The sequence below is a fragment of the Actinomadura sp. NPDC048955 genome (assembly GCF_040649435.1).
Classification (GTDB): Bacteria; Actinomycetota; Actinomycetes; order Streptosporangiales; family Streptosporangiaceae; genus Spirillospora; species Spirillospora luteofluorescens.
This window is the reverse complement of sequence record NZ_JBEZJI010000024.1, coordinates 38,395-56,684: the sequence shown is the minus strand read 5'-3', so window position 1 is coordinate 56,684 and position 18,290 is coordinate 38,395. Positions and strand designations below refer to the sequence as shown.

At 74.0% G+C, this 18,290-nt stretch carries 20 protein-coding genes and 1 pseudogene; 5 read left to right on the top strand and 16 right to left on the bottom strand.

Features of this window, described 5'->3' with window-relative positions; all coding sequences use genetic code 11:
• Nucleotides 1-178: 178 nt before the first annotated feature.
• Genes kynU through AB0C84_RS22890 form a run of 7 tightly spaced genes read right to left on the bottom strand, consistent with a single transcriptional unit; the run spans nt 179 to nt 6,453 of the window.
• Complete coding sequence (gene kynU / locus AB0C84_RS22920; RefSeq protein ID WP_361069688.1) at nt 179-1,429, bottom strand: kynureninase; 1,251 nt, start codon at nt 1,427-1,429, stop codon at nt 179-181.
• On the bottom strand, nt 1,426-2,472 hold the full coding sequence (locus tag AB0C84_RS22915) for an amidohydrolase family protein (protein ID WP_361069685.1): 1,047 nt from the start codon (nt 2,470-2,472) through the stop codon (nt 1,426-1,428). Before AB0C84_RS22915 ends, kynU begins: the two co-directional genes overlap by 4 nt.
• Entirely contained in the window at nt 2,465-3,037 is a 573-nt protein-coding gene (locus tag AB0C84_RS22910; RefSeq protein ID WP_179848453.1) for a 3-hydroxyanthranilate 3,4-dioxygenase, read from the bottom strand. Before AB0C84_RS22910 ends, AB0C84_RS22915 begins: the two co-directional genes overlap by 8 nt.
• Nucleotides 3,034-3,477, bottom strand: a complete 444-nt coding sequence (locus AB0C84_RS22905; RefSeq protein ID WP_361069681.1) for a RidA family protein — start codon at nt 3,475-3,477, stop codon at nt 3,034-3,036. The genes AB0C84_RS22910 and AB0C84_RS22905 overlap by 4 nt, the downstream gene beginning before the upstream one ends.
• A complete protein-coding gene (locus AB0C84_RS22900) occupies nt 3,477-4,220 on the bottom strand; it encodes a fumarylacetoacetate hydrolase family protein (protein WP_361069678.1) in 744 nt (247 codons plus the stop codon). The genes AB0C84_RS22905 and AB0C84_RS22900 overlap by 1 nt, the downstream gene beginning before the upstream one ends.
• On the bottom strand, nt 4,220-5,005 hold the full coding sequence (locus AB0C84_RS22895; protein ID WP_361069675.1) for a fumarylacetoacetate hydrolase family protein: 786 nt from the start codon (nt 5,003-5,005) through the stop codon (nt 4,220-4,222). The genes AB0C84_RS22900 and AB0C84_RS22895 overlap by 1 nt, the downstream gene beginning before the upstream one ends.
• A gap of 11 nt (nt 5,006-5,016) precedes the next feature.
• Entirely contained in the window at nt 5,017-6,453 is a 1,437-nt protein-coding gene (locus tag AB0C84_RS22890) for a 2-hydroxymuconic semialdehyde dehydrogenase (RefSeq protein WP_338742928.1), read from the bottom strand.
• A gap of 211 nt (nt 6,454-6,664) precedes the next feature.
• Here AB0C84_RS22890 and AB0C84_RS22885 point away from each other — a divergent pair, with 211 nt between their 5' ends.
• The 4 genes and pseudogenes from AB0C84_RS22885 (at nt 6,665) to AB0C84_RS22870 (ending at nt 9,017) form a co-directional block, all read left to right on the top strand.
• A complete protein-coding gene (locus AB0C84_RS22885) occupies nt 6,665-6,952 on the top strand; it encodes a hypothetical protein (protein ID WP_179848449.1) in 288 nt (95 codons plus the stop codon).
• Between the two features lie 103 nt (nt 6,953-7,055).
• Nucleotides 7,056-7,376 carry a hypothetical protein gene (locus tag AB0C84_RS22880; RefSeq protein ID WP_361069670.1) on the top strand — a complete coding sequence of 107 codons (321 nt, stop codon included), beginning with the start codon at nt 7,056-7,058 and terminating at the stop codon, nt 7,374-7,376.
• A gap of 70 nt (nt 7,377-7,446) precedes the next feature.
• Nucleotides 7,447-8,043 (top strand): annotated as a pseudogene (locus AB0C84_RS22875) (ABC transporter ATP-binding protein); the annotation flags it as partial.
• Between the two features lie 44 nt (nt 8,044-8,087).
• On the top strand, nt 8,088-9,017 hold the full coding sequence (locus AB0C84_RS22870; RefSeq protein ID WP_258943295.1) for a LysR substrate-binding domain-containing protein: 930 nt from the start codon (nt 8,088-8,090) through the stop codon (nt 9,015-9,017).
• On the opposite strand, the gene AB0C84_RS22865 is transcribed toward AB0C84_RS22870, so the two are convergent.
• The 6 genes from AB0C84_RS22865 to AB0C84_RS22840 all read right to left on the bottom strand — a co-directional run bounded on the left by AB0C84_RS22865 (nt 9,018) and on the right by AB0C84_RS22840 (nt 14,437).
• A complete protein-coding gene (locus tag AB0C84_RS22865) occupies nt 9,018-9,887 on the bottom strand; it encodes an alpha/beta hydrolase (protein ID WP_361069667.1) in 870 nt (289 codons plus the stop codon).
• 133 nt (nt 9,888-10,020) lie between these two features.
• Entirely contained in the window at nt 10,021-10,773 is a 753-nt protein-coding gene (locus AB0C84_RS22860) for an amino acid ABC transporter ATP-binding protein (protein WP_361069819.1), read from the bottom strand.
• 35 nt (nt 10,774-10,808) lie between these two features.
• On the bottom strand, nt 10,809-11,741 hold the full coding sequence (locus AB0C84_RS22855; protein WP_179848444.1) for an amino acid ABC transporter permease: 933 nt from the start codon (nt 11,739-11,741) through the stop codon (nt 10,809-10,811).
• Nucleotides 11,742-11,754: 13 nt separating this feature from the next.
• Nucleotides 11,755-12,696, bottom strand: coding sequence for an ABC transporter substrate-binding protein (locus tag AB0C84_RS22850; RefSeq protein ID WP_361069664.1), 942 nt, complete (start codon nt 12,694-12,696; stop codon nt 11,755-11,757).
• The gene (locus AB0C84_RS22845; protein WP_258943292.1) at nt 12,693-13,502 is read right to left on the bottom strand and encodes a deaminated glutathione amidase; all 810 of its coding nucleotides are present in this window, start codon (nt 13,500-13,502) and stop codon (nt 12,693-12,695) included. Before AB0C84_RS22845 ends, AB0C84_RS22850 begins: the two co-directional genes overlap by 4 nt.
• Nucleotides 13,499-14,437, bottom strand: coding sequence for a hypothetical protein (locus AB0C84_RS22840; protein ID WP_361069660.1), 939 nt, complete (start codon nt 14,435-14,437; stop codon nt 13,499-13,501). Before AB0C84_RS22840 ends, AB0C84_RS22845 begins: the two co-directional genes overlap by 4 nt.
• A gap of 130 nt (nt 14,438-14,567) precedes the next feature.
• Here AB0C84_RS22840 and AB0C84_RS22835 point away from each other — a divergent pair, with 130 nt between their 5' ends.
• The gene (locus tag AB0C84_RS22835) at nt 14,568-15,902 is read left to right on the top strand and encodes an aminotransferase class I/II-fold pyridoxal phosphate-dependent enzyme (protein ID WP_361069657.1); all 1,335 of its coding nucleotides are present in this window, start codon (nt 14,568-14,570) and stop codon (nt 15,900-15,902) included.
• Here the strand turns inward: AB0C84_RS22835 and AB0C84_RS22830 are convergent.
• From AB0C84_RS22830 to AB0C84_RS22820, 3 genes are read right to left on the bottom strand one after another with little or no spacing between them, the layout of a single operon-like run.
• Nucleotides 15,899-16,342, bottom strand: coding sequence for an NUDIX hydrolase (locus tag AB0C84_RS22830; RefSeq protein ID WP_361069654.1), 444 nt, complete (start codon nt 16,340-16,342; stop codon nt 15,899-15,901). The two genes, AB0C84_RS22835 and AB0C84_RS22830, sit on opposite strands and share 4 nt — an antisense overlap.
• A complete protein-coding gene (locus tag AB0C84_RS22825) occupies nt 16,339-16,977 on the bottom strand; it encodes a response regulator transcription factor (RefSeq protein WP_179848439.1) in 639 nt (212 codons plus the stop codon). Before AB0C84_RS22825 ends, AB0C84_RS22830 begins: the two co-directional genes overlap by 4 nt.
• A complete protein-coding gene (locus AB0C84_RS22820; protein ID WP_361069649.1) occupies nt 16,965-18,185 on the bottom strand; it encodes a sensor domain-containing protein in 1,221 nt (406 codons plus the stop codon). The genes AB0C84_RS22825 and AB0C84_RS22820 overlap by 13 nt, the downstream gene beginning before the upstream one ends.
• Nucleotides 18,186-18,290 lie beyond the last annotated feature (105 nt).

Genomic DNA, 18,290 nt, shown 5'->3' with positions numbered 1-18,290 from the left:
GGTAAAACGTCTCCGGCCCGCCGGTCGGCGGGGCCGGGCTGCAAGCGGACTCACTCACGCCCGCCGGTCACCCGGAGAAAACGCTTCGAGACTGCTTGGCGCCGGCCGGCCGGGCCGACACCATCGTGCAACGCAGACGAACTTACCCGATGCCGGGCGGACCCATGCACCGACACACCTAAAGAAGATCCGCGAGGGCCGCCGCGGCGCGGTGGCAGTCGTGGAAGGTGCAGTACAGCGGGACGGGCGCGAAACGGACGACATCGGGATCGCGCGCGTCGGCGACGACACCGTGCGCCTCGGCGAGCCGCCGGACGAGCCCGACCGCGTCCGGCACCCGCACCGACAGCTGCGCGCCGCGGGCCGCCGGGTCGGACGGCGTGACGACCTCGACGCCGGTTCCGGCGAGCCGGTCCGCCAGGTAGCCGGTCAGGCGCTCGCTCCTGGCGCGCAGCGCGTCCATCCCCACCCGGTCGAAGATCTCCAGGGAGGCCAGCACCGGGGCGAGCGCCATGATCGGCGGGTTGGACAGCTGCCAGGCGTCGGCGGAGGCGGGCGGCGCGATGTCGGGGTCCATCCGGAACCGGACGGCCGGGTCGGTGCCCCACCAGCCCGCCAGCTTCGGCACGGAGGCGTCCCGGACGTGCCGCTCGTGGACGAAGCATCCCGCGACGGCGCCAGGACCGCCGTTGAGGTACTTGTAGGTGCACCAGGCGGCGAAGTCCACGTCCCAGTCGTGCAGCCGCAGGGGGACGTTCCCGGCGGCGTGGGCGAGGTCCCACCCGACGACCGCGCCCGCGGCCCGGCCCGCCTTGGTGATCGCCGCCATGTCCATGAGCTGCCCGGTCAGATAGTTGACCCCGCCGAGCAGGACCAGCGCGACCGTGCCGCCCTCCCGGTCGAGGTACGCGAGGACGTCCTCGGTGCGCAGGACGTCCTCGCCGTCGCGGGGCCTGAGCCGCACGACCGTCCCGGCCGGGTCGAGGCCGTGATGGACGGCCTGGCTCGCCACCGCGTAGGAGTCGGACGGGAACGCCGCGTCCTCGATGACGATGCGGGTCCGCGTACCGGCGGGCCGGTAGAAGCTCGCCATCATCAGGTGCAGGTTCACCGTCAGCGAGTTCATCGCGACGACCTCGTGCGGCAGCGCGCCCACGAGGCGGGCGGCGGGCCCGCGCAGCAGCTCGTGGTAGTCCACCCAGGGGCGGCGCCCCTGCGTGTGGGCCTCGACGGCGAGCCGCGCCCAGTCGTCCAGCTCCTCGCGGAGCCGCCCCGCCACGCTCCTCGGCTGGAGCCCTAGGGAGTTGCCCGCGAAGTACGCGGCCTCCGCGTAGGGCCCGCCGGGCGCGGGCGGGACGAGGAACTCCCCGCGCAGCGTGGGCAGCGGATCGGTCTCGTCGAGGCGCCGCGCCTCGTCCTCCAGGGTCACTGCGTCATTCCTTCGGTGGTCACCAGGTCGTGGGCGGGCGCGAAGAACGCCTCCGCGTTGCCGCCGAGCAGCAGGGCGCGCTCGGCGCCGTCCAGGCCGGGGCACGCACGGATCGTCGCCCCCGGGTCCTTCTCGCCGAGCGGGAACGGGTAGTCGGTGCCGAGCATGACGCGTCCGGGACCCATCACGTCCACGAGCAGCCGCAGCGCGCGCGGGTCGAACACGGCCGAGTCGACGTGGAACCGGCCGACGTACTCCGACGGGGGGCGCGGCGAGTCGGCGCGCACGATGTCGCGGCGGTGCCAGGCGTTGTCGGCCCGCCCGAGCAGGAAGGCGAAGCTGCCTCCGCCGTGGCAGAAGCACAGCCGCAGGGACTCGGGGAGGCGCTCGAACGCCCCCGACAGCATCAGCCCGAGGATGCTCAGCTGCGTTTCGGCGGGCATGCCGGACAGCCACGGCAGCATGTGGCCGCGCATCCGGTCGCCGCCGAGCATGTCCCACGGGTGCGCCAGGACCGGCAGGCCGAGTTCCGCGCAGTACGCGAGGAACGCCGTGATCCCCTCGTCGTCGAGGTTGCGGTCGCCGACATGGTTGCCGATGTGGACGCCGCGGTGCCCGGCGGCGGCGGCCCGCTTGGCGACCTCGCAGGCGAGCTCGGGATCCTGGAGCGGCACCTGGCAGAGCGGCAGGAGCCGGTCGGGGACGTCCGAGCAGAACGCCAGGATGCGCTCGTTCACGAAGTCGCACCAGTCGGCGGCGCGGGACGGCTCGGCCGCGTACCCGAACATCAGCGGCGTGGACGAGACGGCCTGCCGGTCGACGCCGGCGGCGTCCATGTCGGCCACGCGGCGCGCGGCGTCCCAGAGCGCCTCCCCGACGGGCCGGTACTCGGCGTCGCCGCACATCATCATGCCGGCGCCTCCGCCGTCGACGCGCAGCCACGGCTGGCCCTCGTCGGCGAGCAGCCGCCCCTCGTCGCGGCCGATCACCGGGAAGACGTGCGTGTGGACGTCGAAGACCGTCACCGAGGCCCCGTCAGACACGGGGCGCCGTCGTCGGGGTCATGGACCGCGGCCACTGCCGGCCCGGGTGCACCGCGCCGCAGTTCGGGCATTTCCTGTCGCCGCCGTAGAAGCCCTCGAAGGCGGGCGGCAGGTCGTCCACGATCGAGCGGACCTGGAGCTCGGCGCGGTGGACGAGGTGGTGGCACTCGGTGCAGTACCACTCGAACGCCTCCGTGAGGCCCTCGGGGCGCGGGATCTCCACGACGAGGCCGATCGACCCGGGCTCGGGCCGCTGCGGCGAGTGCCGGACGTGCGCGGGCAGCAGGAAGACGTCGCCCTCGTTGATCTGCAGGTCGGTGGGCGGGCGGCCCTCCTCCTCCATGACCCGCAGCACCATGTTGCCCTTGAGCTGGTAGAAGAACTCCTCGGTCGGGTCGTCGTGGAAGTCGGTGCGCTGGTTGGGGCCGCCGACCACCATGATGATCAGCCCGGCGTCGTCGAAGACCTGCACGTTGCCGACCGGCGGCTTCAGCAGGTCGCGGTGCTCCTCGATCCAGGCGTCGAAGTTGAACGGCCGTCCGAACGACAGCTGGGGCAGGGTCATGCTCCGCCCTCCTTTCCGGTCCGCGTCGCCCGCGGGATGTGCGCGACGCACGAGATCTCGATGAGCAGGTGCGGGTGCGGGAGCTGGTGGACGGCGACGGTCGTGCGGGCGGGGCCGGTCTCGTCGAAGTACTCCCCGTAGACCTCGTTGTAGCCGCCGAAGTCGTTCATGCTCACCAGGTAGGTGGTGACGCTGACGACGTCGGACAGGCCGCCGCCCGCCGCCTCCAGCAGGTCGCGGATGTTCTCGATGACGGCGCGGGTCTGCTCCCGGACGTCGAGGTCGGTGACGCCCATCGCGTCGGCGCTCGCCCCGGCGAACGTCCCGTCCGGGCGGCGCGAGCTCGTCCCGGACACGAACACCAGGTCGCCCGCCCGCCGCAGGTGCGGGAACCGGCCGCGCGGCGGGGCCTTGCCCTCGACGAGGATCGCGTCGTCCATCAGGTCGTCACCTCCACGGCGCCCAGGCCCGCCCCGACGACCCGGACGTGGGCGTCCTTCGGCAGCGGGACGGCGGCCGTCGCGGCGCCGGCGAGGACGATCCAGCCCGGCTCCAAAGTCATCCCGGCGCCGAGCGCGAGCCGGGCCGCCGCCCGCAGCGACCGCGCCGGGTCCCCGAGGATCGCGGCGGACGAGCCCGCCTGCACCGGCCGCCCGTCGATCTCCAGCAGCAGCCCGGCGTTGGACAGGTCGCGGGGCGCGTGCCAGGCGCCGACGCCGAACCGCGCCGCCGAGGCGTTGTCGGCGATGACGTCCGGGAGCGTGAACGCGAAGTCCTCGTAGCGGGAGTCGAGCACCTCGAACCCGACCGCGACGCCGGCCACGGCCGACTCGACCTCGGCGGCGGAGCGGACCTCCCGCCCGATCAGGTAGGCGATCTCGGGCTCGATCCGCGGATGGACGAGGCGGGACACGTCCACCGCCCCCTCGGCCGCCATGCCGTCGGTCAGCAGGCCCCAGATGACGTCGTCCACGCCCATCTGGACCATCTTGGCCCGGCTGGTGAACCCCATCTTCACCCCGGCGAGCCGCTCGCCCCTGCGGCGCCGCCGCTCGATCCCGGCGCGCTGCACCGCGTACGCCGTGGCGACGTCCAGCGGCGTCCGGGCGGTCAGCTTGGGGATCGCCCGGACGTCCCGGGCGGCGTCGTCGAGCGCCGCCGCGAGGGCGTGCACGTCCACCATCAGGACTCCTCCTTGCCGAACGCGACGCGGACGTCGCCGAGCCCGTCGATGCGCGCCTCGAACACGTCGCCCGGGCCGGCCGGGACCACCGGGCCGAGCGCGCCGGTCAGGACGGTGTCGCCCGCGCGCAGCGGGCGGCCCACGCGGACGAGGGTGTCGGCGAGCCAGAGCGCGGCGTTCAGCGGATGCCCGAGGCAGGCGGCGCCGTTGCCGGTCGAGACCTGCTCGCCGCGGCGCTCCATCACCATCCCGCACAGGCGCAGGTCGACGTCCTTGAGCGGGACGGGCCGGTTGCCCAGCGCGTACATGCCGGAGGAGGCGTTGTCGGCGACCGTGTCGGCGAGCGTGATGTCCCAGTCGCGGACGCGGCTCCCCACCACCTCGATGGCGGGCAGCGCGAACGCCGTCGCGCGGATCACGTCGGCGGCGGTGTGCCGCTCGTGGGTCAGGTCGCGCTCCAGCACGAGGGCGACCTCCGCCTCGGCGCGCGGCTGGAGCACGGCGCCGGCGGGGATCTCCTCCCCGTCGGGAACGGCCATGTCGGCGAACAGCATCCCGAAGTCGGGGCTGTCCACCCCGATCTGCGCCTGCACGGCGCGCGACGTTAGGCCGATCTTGCGGCCCGCGAGGCGGCGCCCCTCCCCCAGCCAGCGGTCGGTCAGCCGGTCCTGGACGGCGTAGGCGTCGTCCGCCGTACCGATCAGGTCGCGTACGGGCGCGCACGGCGTGCCGCCGGCGTAGGCGCCGAGGAGACGCTCGGCGGCGGCGTCGAGGTTCGTGGTCACTTGGCTCGCTCTCAGATCTGGACGCAGACGTTGACGGGCTCGGAGAAGAAGTCCAGGGAGTACTCTCCCCCCTCCCTGCCGATCCCGGACGCCTTGACGCCGCCGAACGGGGTGCGCAGGTCGCGCAGGTTCCAGCAGTTCACCCAGACGATCCCGGTCTCGACACGCGGCGCCACCCGGTGGGCGCGCGACAGGTCCCGCGTCCACACCGTGGCGGCGAGCCCGTAGGGGCTGTCGTTGGCGAGCGCGAGGGCCTCGTCCTCGGTGTCGAACGGCGCCACGTGGCAGACGGGCCCGAAGATCTCCTCCCGCACGGCCCGGGCGGTCTCGGGGAGCCCGGTGAGGACGGTCGGCTGGACGTGGAAGCCGCCGTCCCGCGCGTCCCCGAACTCGGGGGCGCCGCCGCCGGCGACGACCGTGGCGCCCTCCTCGCGGGCGAGCCGGAGGTACGACAGGACCTTGTCGCGGTGCCCGGCCGAGATCATCGGCCCGTAGCCGTCCAGCGCGCGGGCCCGCTCGCCAAGCCTCGCGACGAACTCCTCGAAGACGGGGCGCTCCACGTAGACGCGCTCGGTGCACAGGCAGATCTGCCCGGAGTGGGTGAAGCAGGAGCGGACCGTGCCGTCGACGGCGGCGTCCAGGTCGGCGTCGGCGAAGACGAGCGCGGGGTTCTTGCCGCCCAGCTCGAACGAGACGGGGGTGACGTGGTCGGCGGCGTTGCGCATGATCGCGGCGCCGGTGGCCGACTCGCCGGTGAACGCGATCGCGTCCACCCCGGGGTGCCCGGTGAGGAACTCCCCGGCCGCGCCCGGGCCGTGCCCGTGCACCAGGTTGAACACGCCGGGGGGAAGGCCCGCGTCGTCCATCACCCGGGCGAGCAGCGTCGCGGTGGAGGGCGTCTCCTCCGACGGCTTGGCCACCACGGCGTTCCCGCACGCGAGCGCGGGCGCGATCTTCCAGGTCGACAGCAGCAGCGGGAGGTTCCACGGCGAGACGACCGCCACCACCCCGAGCGGCCGGCGCACGGTGTAGTTGAGCGCCTCGCCCGTCCCCGAGCTCCACCCCGGGACCCGCGTGGTGTAGGCCCGTTCCGGGCGCCCGTACAGCAGGTCGGCATAGGCGCGGAAGTTGCCGACGGCGCGCGGCACGTCGACGGTCTCGGCGAACGCACGGGGCCTGCCGGTGTCGGCGACCTCGGCGTCGACGAACTCCTCGAACCGCGCCTGGACGCCGTCCGCGACGCGCCGCAGCGCCGCGGCCCGCTCCTCGGCGGCCATCGCGCCCCAGGGGCCCTTCAGCGCGGCACGGGCCGCGGCCACGGCGTCGTCCACGACCTCCCGCGTGGCCTCGGGGACGGCGCCCAGCTCGGTACCGTCCACCGGCGCGATGAGGGGAAAGGCCGGACCGTCCGAACGGAACACCCCGCCGACGTAGTGCTCAGCCTTCATCCGCTTCCCTCCCGCGTGGCTCGACCCCCCGATACTCACCCGCGAAGCTATGCCTGGCAAATACCAAATCCCCCGGCCGCTATGACGGAACGGCTATGGTGGTCCCCTCCGTCCGCTGGCCGGATACGGACAAGATCGCGCCTTGCCGAGCCCCGTGATCCATGTCACTTTGATCTTGTGATCGCCGGTGATCTCCGGGAGGCCCGCAGTCATGACCCGCGGCACCGGCCCGCTGGACCCGCCCCCCTTCCTCCGTCTCGACCCGCCCGAACTCGACGGCGGTGACCTGGTCGTCCGGGCCAGGCCGACCGAGTCCCGGGCCCGGACCCGCACCAGCCCCCGCGCCCCGCTGGCCTACCTCTACGAGCGCCCCGACGAGCACGAACCGGAGCGGACGACGAGGCTCGCGGCGGGCCACTACGACCGCAGCAGCCTGACCTGGACGTTCTCCGGCGACATCCCGGGGATCATCGGGATCACCGAGCCGACCTCCCCCTAGCGGCCGCCCCCGCGCCCCGCCCCCGCCCTCCTCGGCGCTCCCGCTCCGCCCACGCACGCCCGCATGTCGGACAGGCACGTCCGCCCAGCAGAAAGGCACGCCCATGCCCGGAACCCTGACCAGGCCCGCTCTCCGCACCACCCGCGCCTTCATCTCCCCCGACCACGCCGGCTTCGATCCGGCGGGCGTCCCCACCCCGGACGGTGACGAGCGGCCGTTCGGCTACGCCTACTCCACCCCGTGGGGGACGCCCGACGACGGCGCCCCCGCGGCCGACCCGCAGGCGGGCCACTACGACCCCGCGACCCAGACCTGGGTCGGCCCGGAGGGCGAGGACGTCACCGCCGGGTACAGCTCGTACACGACCACGGGATCAGGCCAGCCGCCGTGGGGCGACAAGATCCTCGACGACGTGTGCGCCTGACGCGTGGGCGCCGAGGCCGAGGTCCTGGTCCTCACGCAGGACTTCGACCCCACGGTCGACCCGGTCGGGACGGATCCTGTACGACGGAGTCGACGTCGCGAGCGCCGCCCCGGAGGAACTGCGCGCCTCCGTCGCCGTGCTCTTCCAGGACTTCGAGCGCTACCTGCTGCCGGCGTCCGACAACATCGCGCTGGGCAGGCCGGAGCGCGCCCGCGACCGGGAGGCCGTCGAGCGCGCCGCGCGCGCCGCGGGGGCGGACCCGTTCCTGCGCGGGCTGCCGGACGGCTACGAGACGCTGCTCGGACCGGAGTTCGCCGGAGGCACCGACCTGTCCGGCGGCCAGTGGCAGCGGGTGGCCCTCGCCCGGGCGTTCTTCCGCGACGCGCCGTTCGTCATCCTCGACGAGCCGACCGCCACCCTGGACGCCCGCGCCGAGCACGACCTCTTCGAGCGCCTCAGGGACCTGCTCGCGGGACGGACCGTGCTGCTCATCTCGCACCGCTTCTCGACCGTCCGGACGGCGGACCACATCTACGTGCTCGCCGGCGGCCGGATCGCCGAGCACGGCACCCACGCGTCGCTGATGGCCGCCGGCGGGCGCTACGCCGAGCTCTTCGCCCTCCAGGCGGAGGGGTACCTCGACCCGGCCGCCATACCCGGACGGTGACCCCAGAGCCGCCGGATATGACCGAACTGTGATACCAAGTCAGCATGCGCGCGATCGACCTGCTCAACGGACGGCTCAAGCTGCGGCACCTGGTGCTCGTCGTCGCCATCGCCGACCACGGCAGCGTCCTGCGGGCCGCCGAGCATCTTCGCCTCGCGCAGCCAGCGGTGACGCGGAGCCTGCGCGAGGTCGAGGGCGTCCTCGGCGTCGAGCTGTTCACCCGCGGCCCGCGCGGCATGACCCCGACGATGTTCGGCGACGCGTTCGTCGAGCACGCCCGCGCCGTCCTGGCCGAGCTCCGCCGCGCCGGCGAGCGCATCAGCGGCCTGGCCGACGGCGAGGTCGGCACGGTCACGATCGGCACCCTGCTCGCCGGCTCCAGCGTCCTGCTCCCCCGCGCGATCGCGGCGCTCAAGCGCGACCGCCCCGGCATCACCGTCATCGTCCAGGAGGCCACCTTCGACGCGCAGGTCCCCCGCCTGCTGGACGGCGAGATCGACCTGATCCTCGGCCGCCTCAACCCGATCGGCGACCTGCGCGGCCTGCGCCAGATCACCCTCTACGGCGAACCCGTCCGCCTCGTCGCCCGCCTCGGCCATCCGGCGCGCTCCGTTCCCGACCTCGGCCTGGCCGACCTGCTCGCCTACCCGTGGGTGCTGCCGCTGGAGCAGACGGCGCTGCGGTCGGAGCTGGAGCAGGTCTTCCGCGCCGGCGGCCTTGACCCGCCCGGCGACCTCGTCGAGTGCACCTCCGTGCTGACCGTCCGCACCCTCGTCCGCGACACCGACATGATCGCCGCCCTGCCCGAGCTGGTCGCGCGGACCGACGCCGACATCGCGCCGCTCCCGGTGCCGCTGGAGACCGTCCGCCGCCAGGTGGGCGTCACGCTGCCCGCGCGGCGCGCCCCGACCCCGTCCGCCCGGCTGATGCTGGACCACCTGCGCCGCGCGGCCGCCGAGATCACCGCGGGCTGATCACACCGCGCGGACCAGGTCGACGAGCGCCCGGCCCACCGCGGAGTCCGGATCCGCGAGGTCGAGGACCACGTCGAAGTGGTCGCGGCCCGGCACGATCATCAGGTCCCCCGCGTCCCAGCGCGGATGGAACATCCGGGACTGCGCGAGGAAGCCGTCCCCGTCGTCCTCCCCGGCGACGAGGACGGCCGGGCAGCGGTACGGTGCCGGCAGCAGCGCCGGGCTGAGCGCCGCGGCCCGCGCCAGGTCGAGCCGCACGGCCTCGTTGACGTAGACGCGGGTGATCGGGCGGATGTCGAACAGCCCGCTGAAGGGCATCGCGGCCTTGACGACGTCGGCGGGCAGCCCGAGCGGCTCCTGCCAGCCGCCGACCATCGTCATCCCGGTCAGGTGACCGCCCGCGGAACTGCCCCCCACCACGATCCGCTCGGGGTCCAGGCCGTGCTCGCGCCCGTGCCGGTACACCCAGGCCACGGACGCCCGAGCCTGCCGGACGATCTCCTCCAGCGTCGCCTTCGGCGCCAGCGTGTAGTCGGGCACCACGGTCGCGACGCCCTGCTCGTGCAGCATCCCCGCCATGAACGACGACACGTCCCGCGACAGCGCCATCCAGTAGCCGCCGTGCAGGAAGACGAACACCGGCCGCAGCTCCTCGCCGGTGCCCCAGACGTCGAGCCGCTCCCCGCTCGCCTCGTCGTAGACGATCCCCGGGTGCCCCGGCAGCCCGTCGACGGCCGCCTCCGACATGGCCCGGTACCGGGCCATGTACCGGTCGAACAGCTCGGGCCCGGCCTTCCTGCGCACGTTGTAGGCGACGTCAAGCTCCTCGTCGCTCAGCTCGCTGCCCGGCCAGTCGTCCAGATCGTCCACGAACGCCCCTTCCCCTCCGGGGCAAGCCTCGCGCCCGCCCGGGCCACGATCCAATACCTTCCCCGCCTCGCGGTATCACGCCCTCGCCATACCCGGGCGGCGGCCCCCGCCGCGCCGGCCGGGAGGGGGGCCGTCAGAGCACCTTGCCGAGGAAGGCCTTCGTGCGCTCGTTCCTCGGGCGGTCCAGGACCTCGGAGGGGGTGCCGGACTCCACGATCACGCCGCCGTCCATGAAGACGACGCGGTCGGCGACCTCGCGCGCGAAGCCGATCTCGTGCGTGACGACGATCATGGTGAGGCCCTCCTCGGCGAGGGTCTTCATGGTGTCCAGCACGTCCCCGACCAGCTCGGGGTCCAGCGCGGAGGTCGGCTCGTCGAACAGCATCAGCTTCGGCCGCATCGCCAGCGCGCGGGCGATCGCGACGCGCTGCTGCTGCCCGCCGGACAGGTGGCGGGGGTAGCCGCCCGCCTTGTCGGCGAGGCCGACCTTGGCCAGCAGCTCCCCGGCCCGCGCCCGGGCCTCGGCGCGGGACTCGCCGCGCACGCCGGTCGGCGCCTCGACGACGTTCTGCAGGACGGTGAGGTGCGGGAACAGGTTGAACTGCTGGAACACCATGCCGATCTCGCGGCGCTGCCGGGTGATCTCGCGCTTGCGCAGGTGCCGGGGCTTCCCGCCGGACACGCTGAACCCGATCAGCTCGCCGTCCACGTGGACCGAGCCGCCGTCGATGGTCTCCAGGTGGTTCACGCACCGCAGGAACGTCGACTTGCCCGAACCCGACGGCCCGAGGACGACGACGACCTCGCCGGGGCTCACGTCCAGGTCGACGCCCTTCAGCACCTCCAGGTGGCCGAACCTCTTGCGGACGCCTCGCGCCCGCACCATCGGGACGGCTGCCGCCCGGTCCTTCTCCAGCGCGGTCACGGCGACACCTCCGGGGCGGGACGGCGGCGCCGCATCAGGACGAAGTCCCAGAAGCCCTGCCGGGCGTCGCGGGTGGCGCCGCGCGAGTAGTGGTGCTCGATGAACGACTGCCCGACGTACAGGATCGAGGTGATCACCAGGTACCAGAGGCAGGCGACGAGCAGCAGCGGGATGGTCTGGAACGTCCGGTTGTAGATCGACTGGACGGTGTAGAGCAGGTCGGCGAGGGCGATCACGCTGACCAGCGAGGTGGCCTTCAGCATGTTGATCACCTGGCTGCCGGTCGGCGGGACGATGAACCGCATCGCCTGCGGCAGCACGATCCGCCGGAAGGTGCGGGCGCCGCCCATGCCGAGCGCCTGCGCGGCCTCGGTCTGGCCGGGGTCCACGGCGAGCAGCCCGCCGCGGATGATCTCCGCCATGTAGGCGGCCTCGTTCAGGCCGAGGCCGAGGATGGCGGCGATGAGCGGGGTGATGAGGTGGTTGGTGTCGCCGTGCAGGAACTCCGGCCCGAACGGGACGCCGACCGACAGCCGCGGCAGCAGCGCCGACAGGTTGTACCAGAGCACGAGCTGCACCAGCACGGGCACGCCGCGGAAGAACCACACGTACAGGCCGCACGCGGTGCGCAGCAGCGGGTTGTCCGAGAGCCGCCCCACCGCGAGCATGATGCCGCCCGCGATGCCGACCGTCATCGCGATGACGGTCAGTTCGAGCGTGATGGCGATGCCGTCTCCGATGATGGAGGCGTTCATGTAGCGGCCGACGACGTCCCACTGGAAGTTGTCGTTGGTCCACAGCAGGTGGGCGAACTGGGCGGCCAGCACGAGCACGACGAGCGAGGCGACCCACCGCAGGGGATGCCGCACGCGCGCCGCGCCCGCCACGTCGACGTCGCCGACGGTGCCGCGCGGATGCTCCTTGGTCATGGTCACCTCGGCCTCACCCCTTCCTGGGCGCCAGGTTCACGCCCGGCTTGTCGAGCATGTTGGCGGTCAGGCCCCACTTGGTCATGACCTTCTTGTAGGTGCCGTTCTCGATCAGCTTCCGGAACCCTTCGAGCAGGACGTCCCGCAGCGGCGAGTCCTTGGCGACGACCGAGCCCTGGTAGAGGTCGCCGAACCCGTTGGCCTTGCCCGTCCCGGCGAGCTCCAGGTCGTCGCCCGACTGCTTCACGAAGTAGCTGAGCGGCGCCTGCGAGGAGAAGAAGCCGTCGGCCCGGTGGGAACGGACGGCGAGGATCGCGGTCGGCTGGTCCTTGTAGGACTGCACCCCCACGGCGGGCTTGCCCTGCTGGACGCACGCGGCCGACTGGGACTTGACGACGTCCTCGGCGGAGCCGCCCGCCATCACCGAGATCTTCATCCCGCACGTGTCGGTGATGGAGCCGATGTGTTTGGGGTTCCCCTTCGGGACCGCGAAGACGACGAACTCGCGGACCCAGTCGACGAAGTCGTTGGCGCTCTCGCGCTCGGGGAAGTCGCCGACCGGGCCCATCGCGAAGTCGTACCGGTCGGCCTTGATGCCGGTGAGCAGGCTGGGCAGCCCGTCCACGGTGACGTGCTCGATCTTGACGCCGAGCAGCTGGCTGAGCGCGGTGGACAGGTCGGCGGAGGCGCCGCTCAGCGACCGGCCGTCCGAGCCCGCGATCTCGTAGGGCGGGAACGAGCCGTTGTTGGCCGAGACCAGCGTTCCGGACGCCTTGTTCTTGGCGGGGAGCCGGTCGTGCAGCCCGTGGTCGAGCGTCTGGCGCAGGTCGGCGGCGCCGACGCCCTGCGAGGACTCGCCGTTGAGGATCCCCTCGGCCTCGGGCGGGTTCGCCCCGCACGCGGCGGTCCCCGCGAGCAGGGCCGCCGCCGACAGGGCGGCGATGGCGCGTCTCATGCGGTCTCCTTCAGCGGGCGGATGGACGGGTCGACGCGGAACCGGCGGTTGGCGAGCACGGGCAGCGCGCGGCGCGCCTCGGCCAGCTCCTCCCGGTCGGCGATGGCCCACAGGAGGCCGGGCCGGTCGCCCAGCCGGTCGCGGACGGTGCCGAGCGGGTCGACGACCATGCTCGATCCGATGTTGCGGCGGCCGCACTCCCCCGACGCCGCGACATAGCAGGTGTTCTCCAGCGCGCGGGCGGTCACCATGACCTCCCAGTGCCGCTCCTTCGCGGGACCGCGCACCCAGGCGGCCGGCACCGCGAGCACGTCGGCGCCCGCGTCGACCAGCAGCCTGGCCATTTCCGGAAATCGTATGTCGTAGCAGGTCATGAGGCCGACCTTCCAGCCGTCGCAGTCGACGACCACGGGCTCCCCGTCGCCGGGCGCCACCCGGTCGGACTCCCGCGCGCCGAACGCGTCGTAGAGGTGGACCTTGCGGTAGGCGGCGACGAGCTCGCCGTCGCGGACCGCGACGAGGGTGTTGTGGACCTTGCCGTCCCCGGCCGGCTCGTGGACGCCCGCGACGATCGTCATGGGCGAGCCTTCGCTGTGGGCGCGCAGGCCCGTGACGAAGGGGCCGTCCAGCGGCTGCGCCGCGCCGGCGATGCGGGCGGGCTCGTCGATGAACAGGGCGAGGGCGTCCTCGGGCAGCACCAGCAGGCCGGCGCCGCCCCGGACGGCCTCGTCGATCAGCGTCACGCAGGTCTTGAGGTTGGTCTGCCAGTCCTCGGTGGAGGCGAACTGGCCCACGGCGATCCTCATCCGAAGAGCTCCTCGGCCTTGATCGGGCGGGGCGCGATGCCCTGCTCGTGCAGTTCCGCGCAGAACGCGGCGGTCATGGCGGCGTTGGCCTCGGCCCCGTAGGGCATCCAGTCGGGTCCGAAGATCCGCGCCTGCGCCTCCAGCTCGTCCAGCAGCCAGGGCGTGGTGTCGGCGAGCAGCCGGCGGCGCTCCAGCCAGAGGCGCTTGGACGCCTCGAAGGCGTCCTGGACGACCTCGGGCAGCCAGGGGTGGGCGTCCACGACCTCGCGCTTGAGGGCGAGGAGGTGGATGCCGGGGACGAACCCGGTCCGGGCGTAGTAGGCCGTCTCGGCGGCGCGGTAGTCGCCGTAGAGGTGGCGGAAGCGGCCGCGGGCGGTGAACATCTCCGGCGGCATGAACGGCGTGAAGACCGCGTCGAGGCTCCCGTCGGCGAGCCCCTCGACGAGGGGCGTGCCCGTGACCCGCACGTTGCCGGGCAGCGGCCGGGAACCGACGCGGTCCTTGCCGGTCTCGCCGGCCGCGAGCGACCCGACGCGCCACTGGACGCCGGACAGGTCGACGCCCTCGGCCCGCAGCAGCGCCCGCGTCCAGGTGTTGCCGGAGTCGGGCCAGCCGGTGAGCCCGATCGTGGCGCCCGCCAGGTCCCGCGGGGAGGACAGGCCGCTGCTCCAGCGGACGAGCACGCAGCGGTGCCGGAAGCCGCGCATCAGGAACACCGGCAGGCCGACGAGCCGGTCGTCGCCGCTCGCCCGGGCGAGGGCGTAGCGGCTGAAGGACGTCTCGCCGCCGTCCAGGTCCGGCTCGGCGAGGACGTCGGGGGTGACGTCCCGGGTCTCGACCTCCAGGGCCGCCCCCCGGGCGCCCGCCCGGCCGGTCAGCAGCGGGACGAGATGGTCCCAGTCCCGCACCGCCAGACGAATCCGTGGAATCGGCACAGCACTCCATTTCCGCATGTAGAAGGGGGTTTGCCCGCCCATCGGGGCGCGATGGGACCCGACTTTAGGCTCTGTTTGTAGCCAGTACAATGGGCGTTTTGTTACTGCACATAACTTGTCCGGAGGTACCGTGACCGACGCGGCGTGGCTGGCCGAGCGCATCGGCGACCGCACGGCCCGGGGCATCGCCGCGGCGATGACCGGCCTGATCCGCGGCGGGGAGATCCCGGCGGGCACCCGGCTGCCGACCGTCCGGGGCCTGGCGGCGGAGCTCGGGGTGAGCCCCGGCACCGTCGCCGACGCCTGGGCGACGCTGCGCCGCCACCGCGTCGTCAGCGCCCAGCGGCGGCGCGGCACCGTGGTGATCGGCCCCCCGAACGTCCCGCACCCGGCGCGGTACGAGCGGATCGGGGAGTTCGGCACCCGGCTCGCGATCGACCTCGCCGTCGCCGCGCCCGACCCGGCGCTGCTGCCGCCCCTGGAGGCGGCGCTCGCGGCCGGCGCGCGGACCCCGCGCCTCAACGACTACACCCGCGAGACGATCACGCCCGCGCTGCGCGCCGCCGTCGAGCCGGGCTGGCCGTTCCCCGCCGCCGCCATGCTCACCGCGGGCGGCGGCTACGAGGGCGTCCAGCTCGTCTGCCAGACCGTCGCCGTCCCCGGCGACCGGATCGCCGTGGAGGATCCGACCGGCGCCCGGCTGCTGGACATCCTGGAGGCGCAGGGCGCGGAGATCGTCCCGGTCGCCTGCGACGCCGAGGGCCCGGAGCCGGACTCGCTCGCCGAGGCCCTCGCGGCGGGGCCGGCCGCCTTCGTGTACCAGCCGCGGGCCCACACGCCCCGCGGGCACGCGCTCACCCCCGCGCGGGCCGCCGCGCTCGCCGCGCTCCTCGCCCCGGTCAGCACGCTCGTGATCGAGGACGACGGCACCGGCGAGGCGTCCGCCTCACCGGCCGTCAGCGTCGGCTCCCACCTGCCGGACCGCACCGTCCTCGTGCGCTCCTACTCCAAGTCGCACGGCCCCGACCTGCGCATCGCCGTGATCGGCGGCGCGGCCGAGCCGGTGGAGCGGGTCCGGGTCCTGCGCAGCTTCGGCACCGGCTGGACGAGCCGCGTCCTGCAGGACGCCCTGGCGCACCTGCTGACCGACCCCGCCGCCGGGGAGATCGTGGCACGGGCGCGCCTGGCCTACGCCGAGCGCCGCGAAGGGCTGGCCGCCGCGCTCGCCGAGCGGGGAGTGCCGACGGGCAACCGCGACGGCCTGATGCTGTGGGTTCCGGTCGCCGACGAGTCCGGCGCCCTGGTCACGCTGGCCGCGCACGGCGTCGCCGCCGCGCCCGGCAGCCGCTACCAGATCGTCCCGTCCGGCCCGCACCTGCGGATCGCGACGAGCCGCCTGCACGACGCTCCGTTCCCGCTCCCGGAGCTGGCCGACCTGATCGCCCTGGCCGCCCGGCCCCGCTAGGGGACGAGCCCGGGGAGGTCGCCGGCGTGGTCGCGCAGGTAGGCGGCGAGCATCTCGGGGACGAGGTTCAGGTGCTCCAGACCGGCGGGCGTGCACGGGACGAGGTCGACGTCATAGCGCCCTTTCGAGGGGTCGTCGAACTCGGGGCCGTGCCGGCGCGAGAGGTCCATCGTCACCAGGCGGCAGACGTAGAAGGTGTTGAGGCGGTACAGCTCGGGGCTCTGCTCGGCGCACGCGAAGACCTGCCGGACGGGCCCGGCGGTCGCGCCGAGCTCCTCGTCCAGCTCCCGGCGCAGCGCGGCCTCGGTGGAGGCGTCGGTGGGCTCGATCTTGCCGCCCGGGGTCGTCCAGTAGACGGGACGGCCGGGCACGGTCCGGCGCAGCAGGACGAGCGAGCCGCTGTCCAGCAGGAGGGCGCGGGCGCCCCGGCGGACCCTCACGCGTTCAGGTAGGCCAGGACGGCGAGCACGCGGCGGTGCCCGCTGTCGGTGGGCGGGAGGCCGAGCTTGGCGAACACGGCGCCGATGTGCTTGCTCACCGAGCGCTCGGTGATGACGAGGGTCGCGGCGATCGTGGCGTTGTCGAGGCCCTGCGCCATCAGCCCGAGGACCTCGCGCTCGCGGGGCGTGAGCTCCTGGAGCGGGTCGCGGCGGGACGTCATCAGCTGGGACACGACCTCGGGGTCCAGGGCGGTGCCCCCGGCGGCGACACGGTCGAGGGCGTCGAGGAACTCGTCGACGCGGCCGACCCGGTCCTTGAGCAGGTAGCCGACGCCCCCGGCGCCGCCGGCGAGCAGCTCTGCGGCGTAGGTCTGCTCGACGTACTGCGACAGGACCAGCACCGGCAGGCCCGGCAGCCGCCTGCGCGCCTCGATCGCCGCGCGCAGCCCCTCGTCGCGGAACCCCGGCGGCAGCCGCACGTCGAGGACGGCGGCGTCGGGCCGGTGCTCCAGCAGTGCGGGCAGCACGTCCGGGCCGCTGCCGGCGGCGGCGACCACCTCGTGGCCGCCCGCGTCCAGCAGCATGGCGAGGCCCTCGCGGAGCAGCACGCTGTCCTCCGCGATCACGATCCGCACGGCAGCTCCACCTGAAGCGTCGTCCCTTCCCCGTCGGGGCTGTCGAGGCGGGTCGTCCCGTCGAGCGCCGCCACCCGGCGGCGGATGCCCGCCAGGCCGCTGCCCCGGTCCGGGTCGGCCCCGCCCTTGCCATCATCCCGCACGATGATCGTGAGGCGGGCGGGTTCGCGGCGGAGCACGACCCACCCGTGCCGGGCACCGCTGTGCCTGGCGATGTTGGTGAGGGCCTCGGCCACGACGAAGTAGGCGGCGGCCTCGACGGCGGCGGGCGCCCTGGCCTCCTCGACGTGCAGCTCGACGGGGATCGGCTGCGCGGCGGCGAGGGCCCGCAGCGCCCCGGCCAGGCCGCGGTCGGACAGGATCGGCGGGTAGATGCCGCGGATCACCGTCCGCAGCTGCGTGAGGGCCTCCTCGACGCCGTTGCGGGCCTCCAGGAACAGCGTCCGGGCCGCGTCCGGGTCGGCGTCGAAGCGGCGGTCGGCGAGGCCGAGCCGCAGGGCCGCGGCGACGAGCTGGGCCTGCGTCCCGTCGTGCAGGTCGCGTTCGATGCGGCGCAGCTCGGCGCCGTGCGCCTCCAGGGCCTCGGCGCGGGTCTCGGTCAGCTCCTCGACCCGCTCGGCGAGGCTGGTGCGCCGGGTGGGCGACAGCAGGACCTCGGCGAGCCTCGCCTGCCACCGCAGGAGCCTCGGTACAAGCCACAGCAGGATGGCGAGGTCGAAGGCGCCCTGGAGGAACGGCATCGTCAGCGCCTTCGGCCAGCTGTCCAGGGTGATGAACGCCGCCTGGGACCCCTCGGGCGCGGCCCACCACCACAGCGGCAGCGACAGCGTGAACGGGACGGCCGGCCACACCGCGACCGCGACCGCCGCCGCCATCAGGGCGGTGAGCCCGTGCGCCGCCATCCAGGCCGCGTCCCTCCAGGTGGAGGGCGATCGCAGCAGGCGGCGCGCCTCCCCGAGGCCCTCACCGGAGGACGGCCGGTACGGCTCGGGGATCTCGCGGCCGAGGACGCGTCCGGCCCGTCGCCGCTCGGCGTTCGCGAGCGCGCGCAGCGGCTTCACGGCCGACGGCAGCCACGGCAGCAGGAGGAGCGACAGGGCCAGCGCCGCCGTGAGCGGGACGAGCCCGGCCATCGCGGGCAGGCCCGTGCGCAGGGCTCCGACCAGCTCACCGGTCGCCCGCGCGCTGCGTCTCAGGGCTGCGTTCATCTCACCTCGCTGCACACCGTAGGCGACGCCGGCGGCCCGCGCACCCGGGCCTGCCCCCGGGCCGGTGGTGTAGCCCGCTACACCACCGTTTCGGGAGCGCGCGCC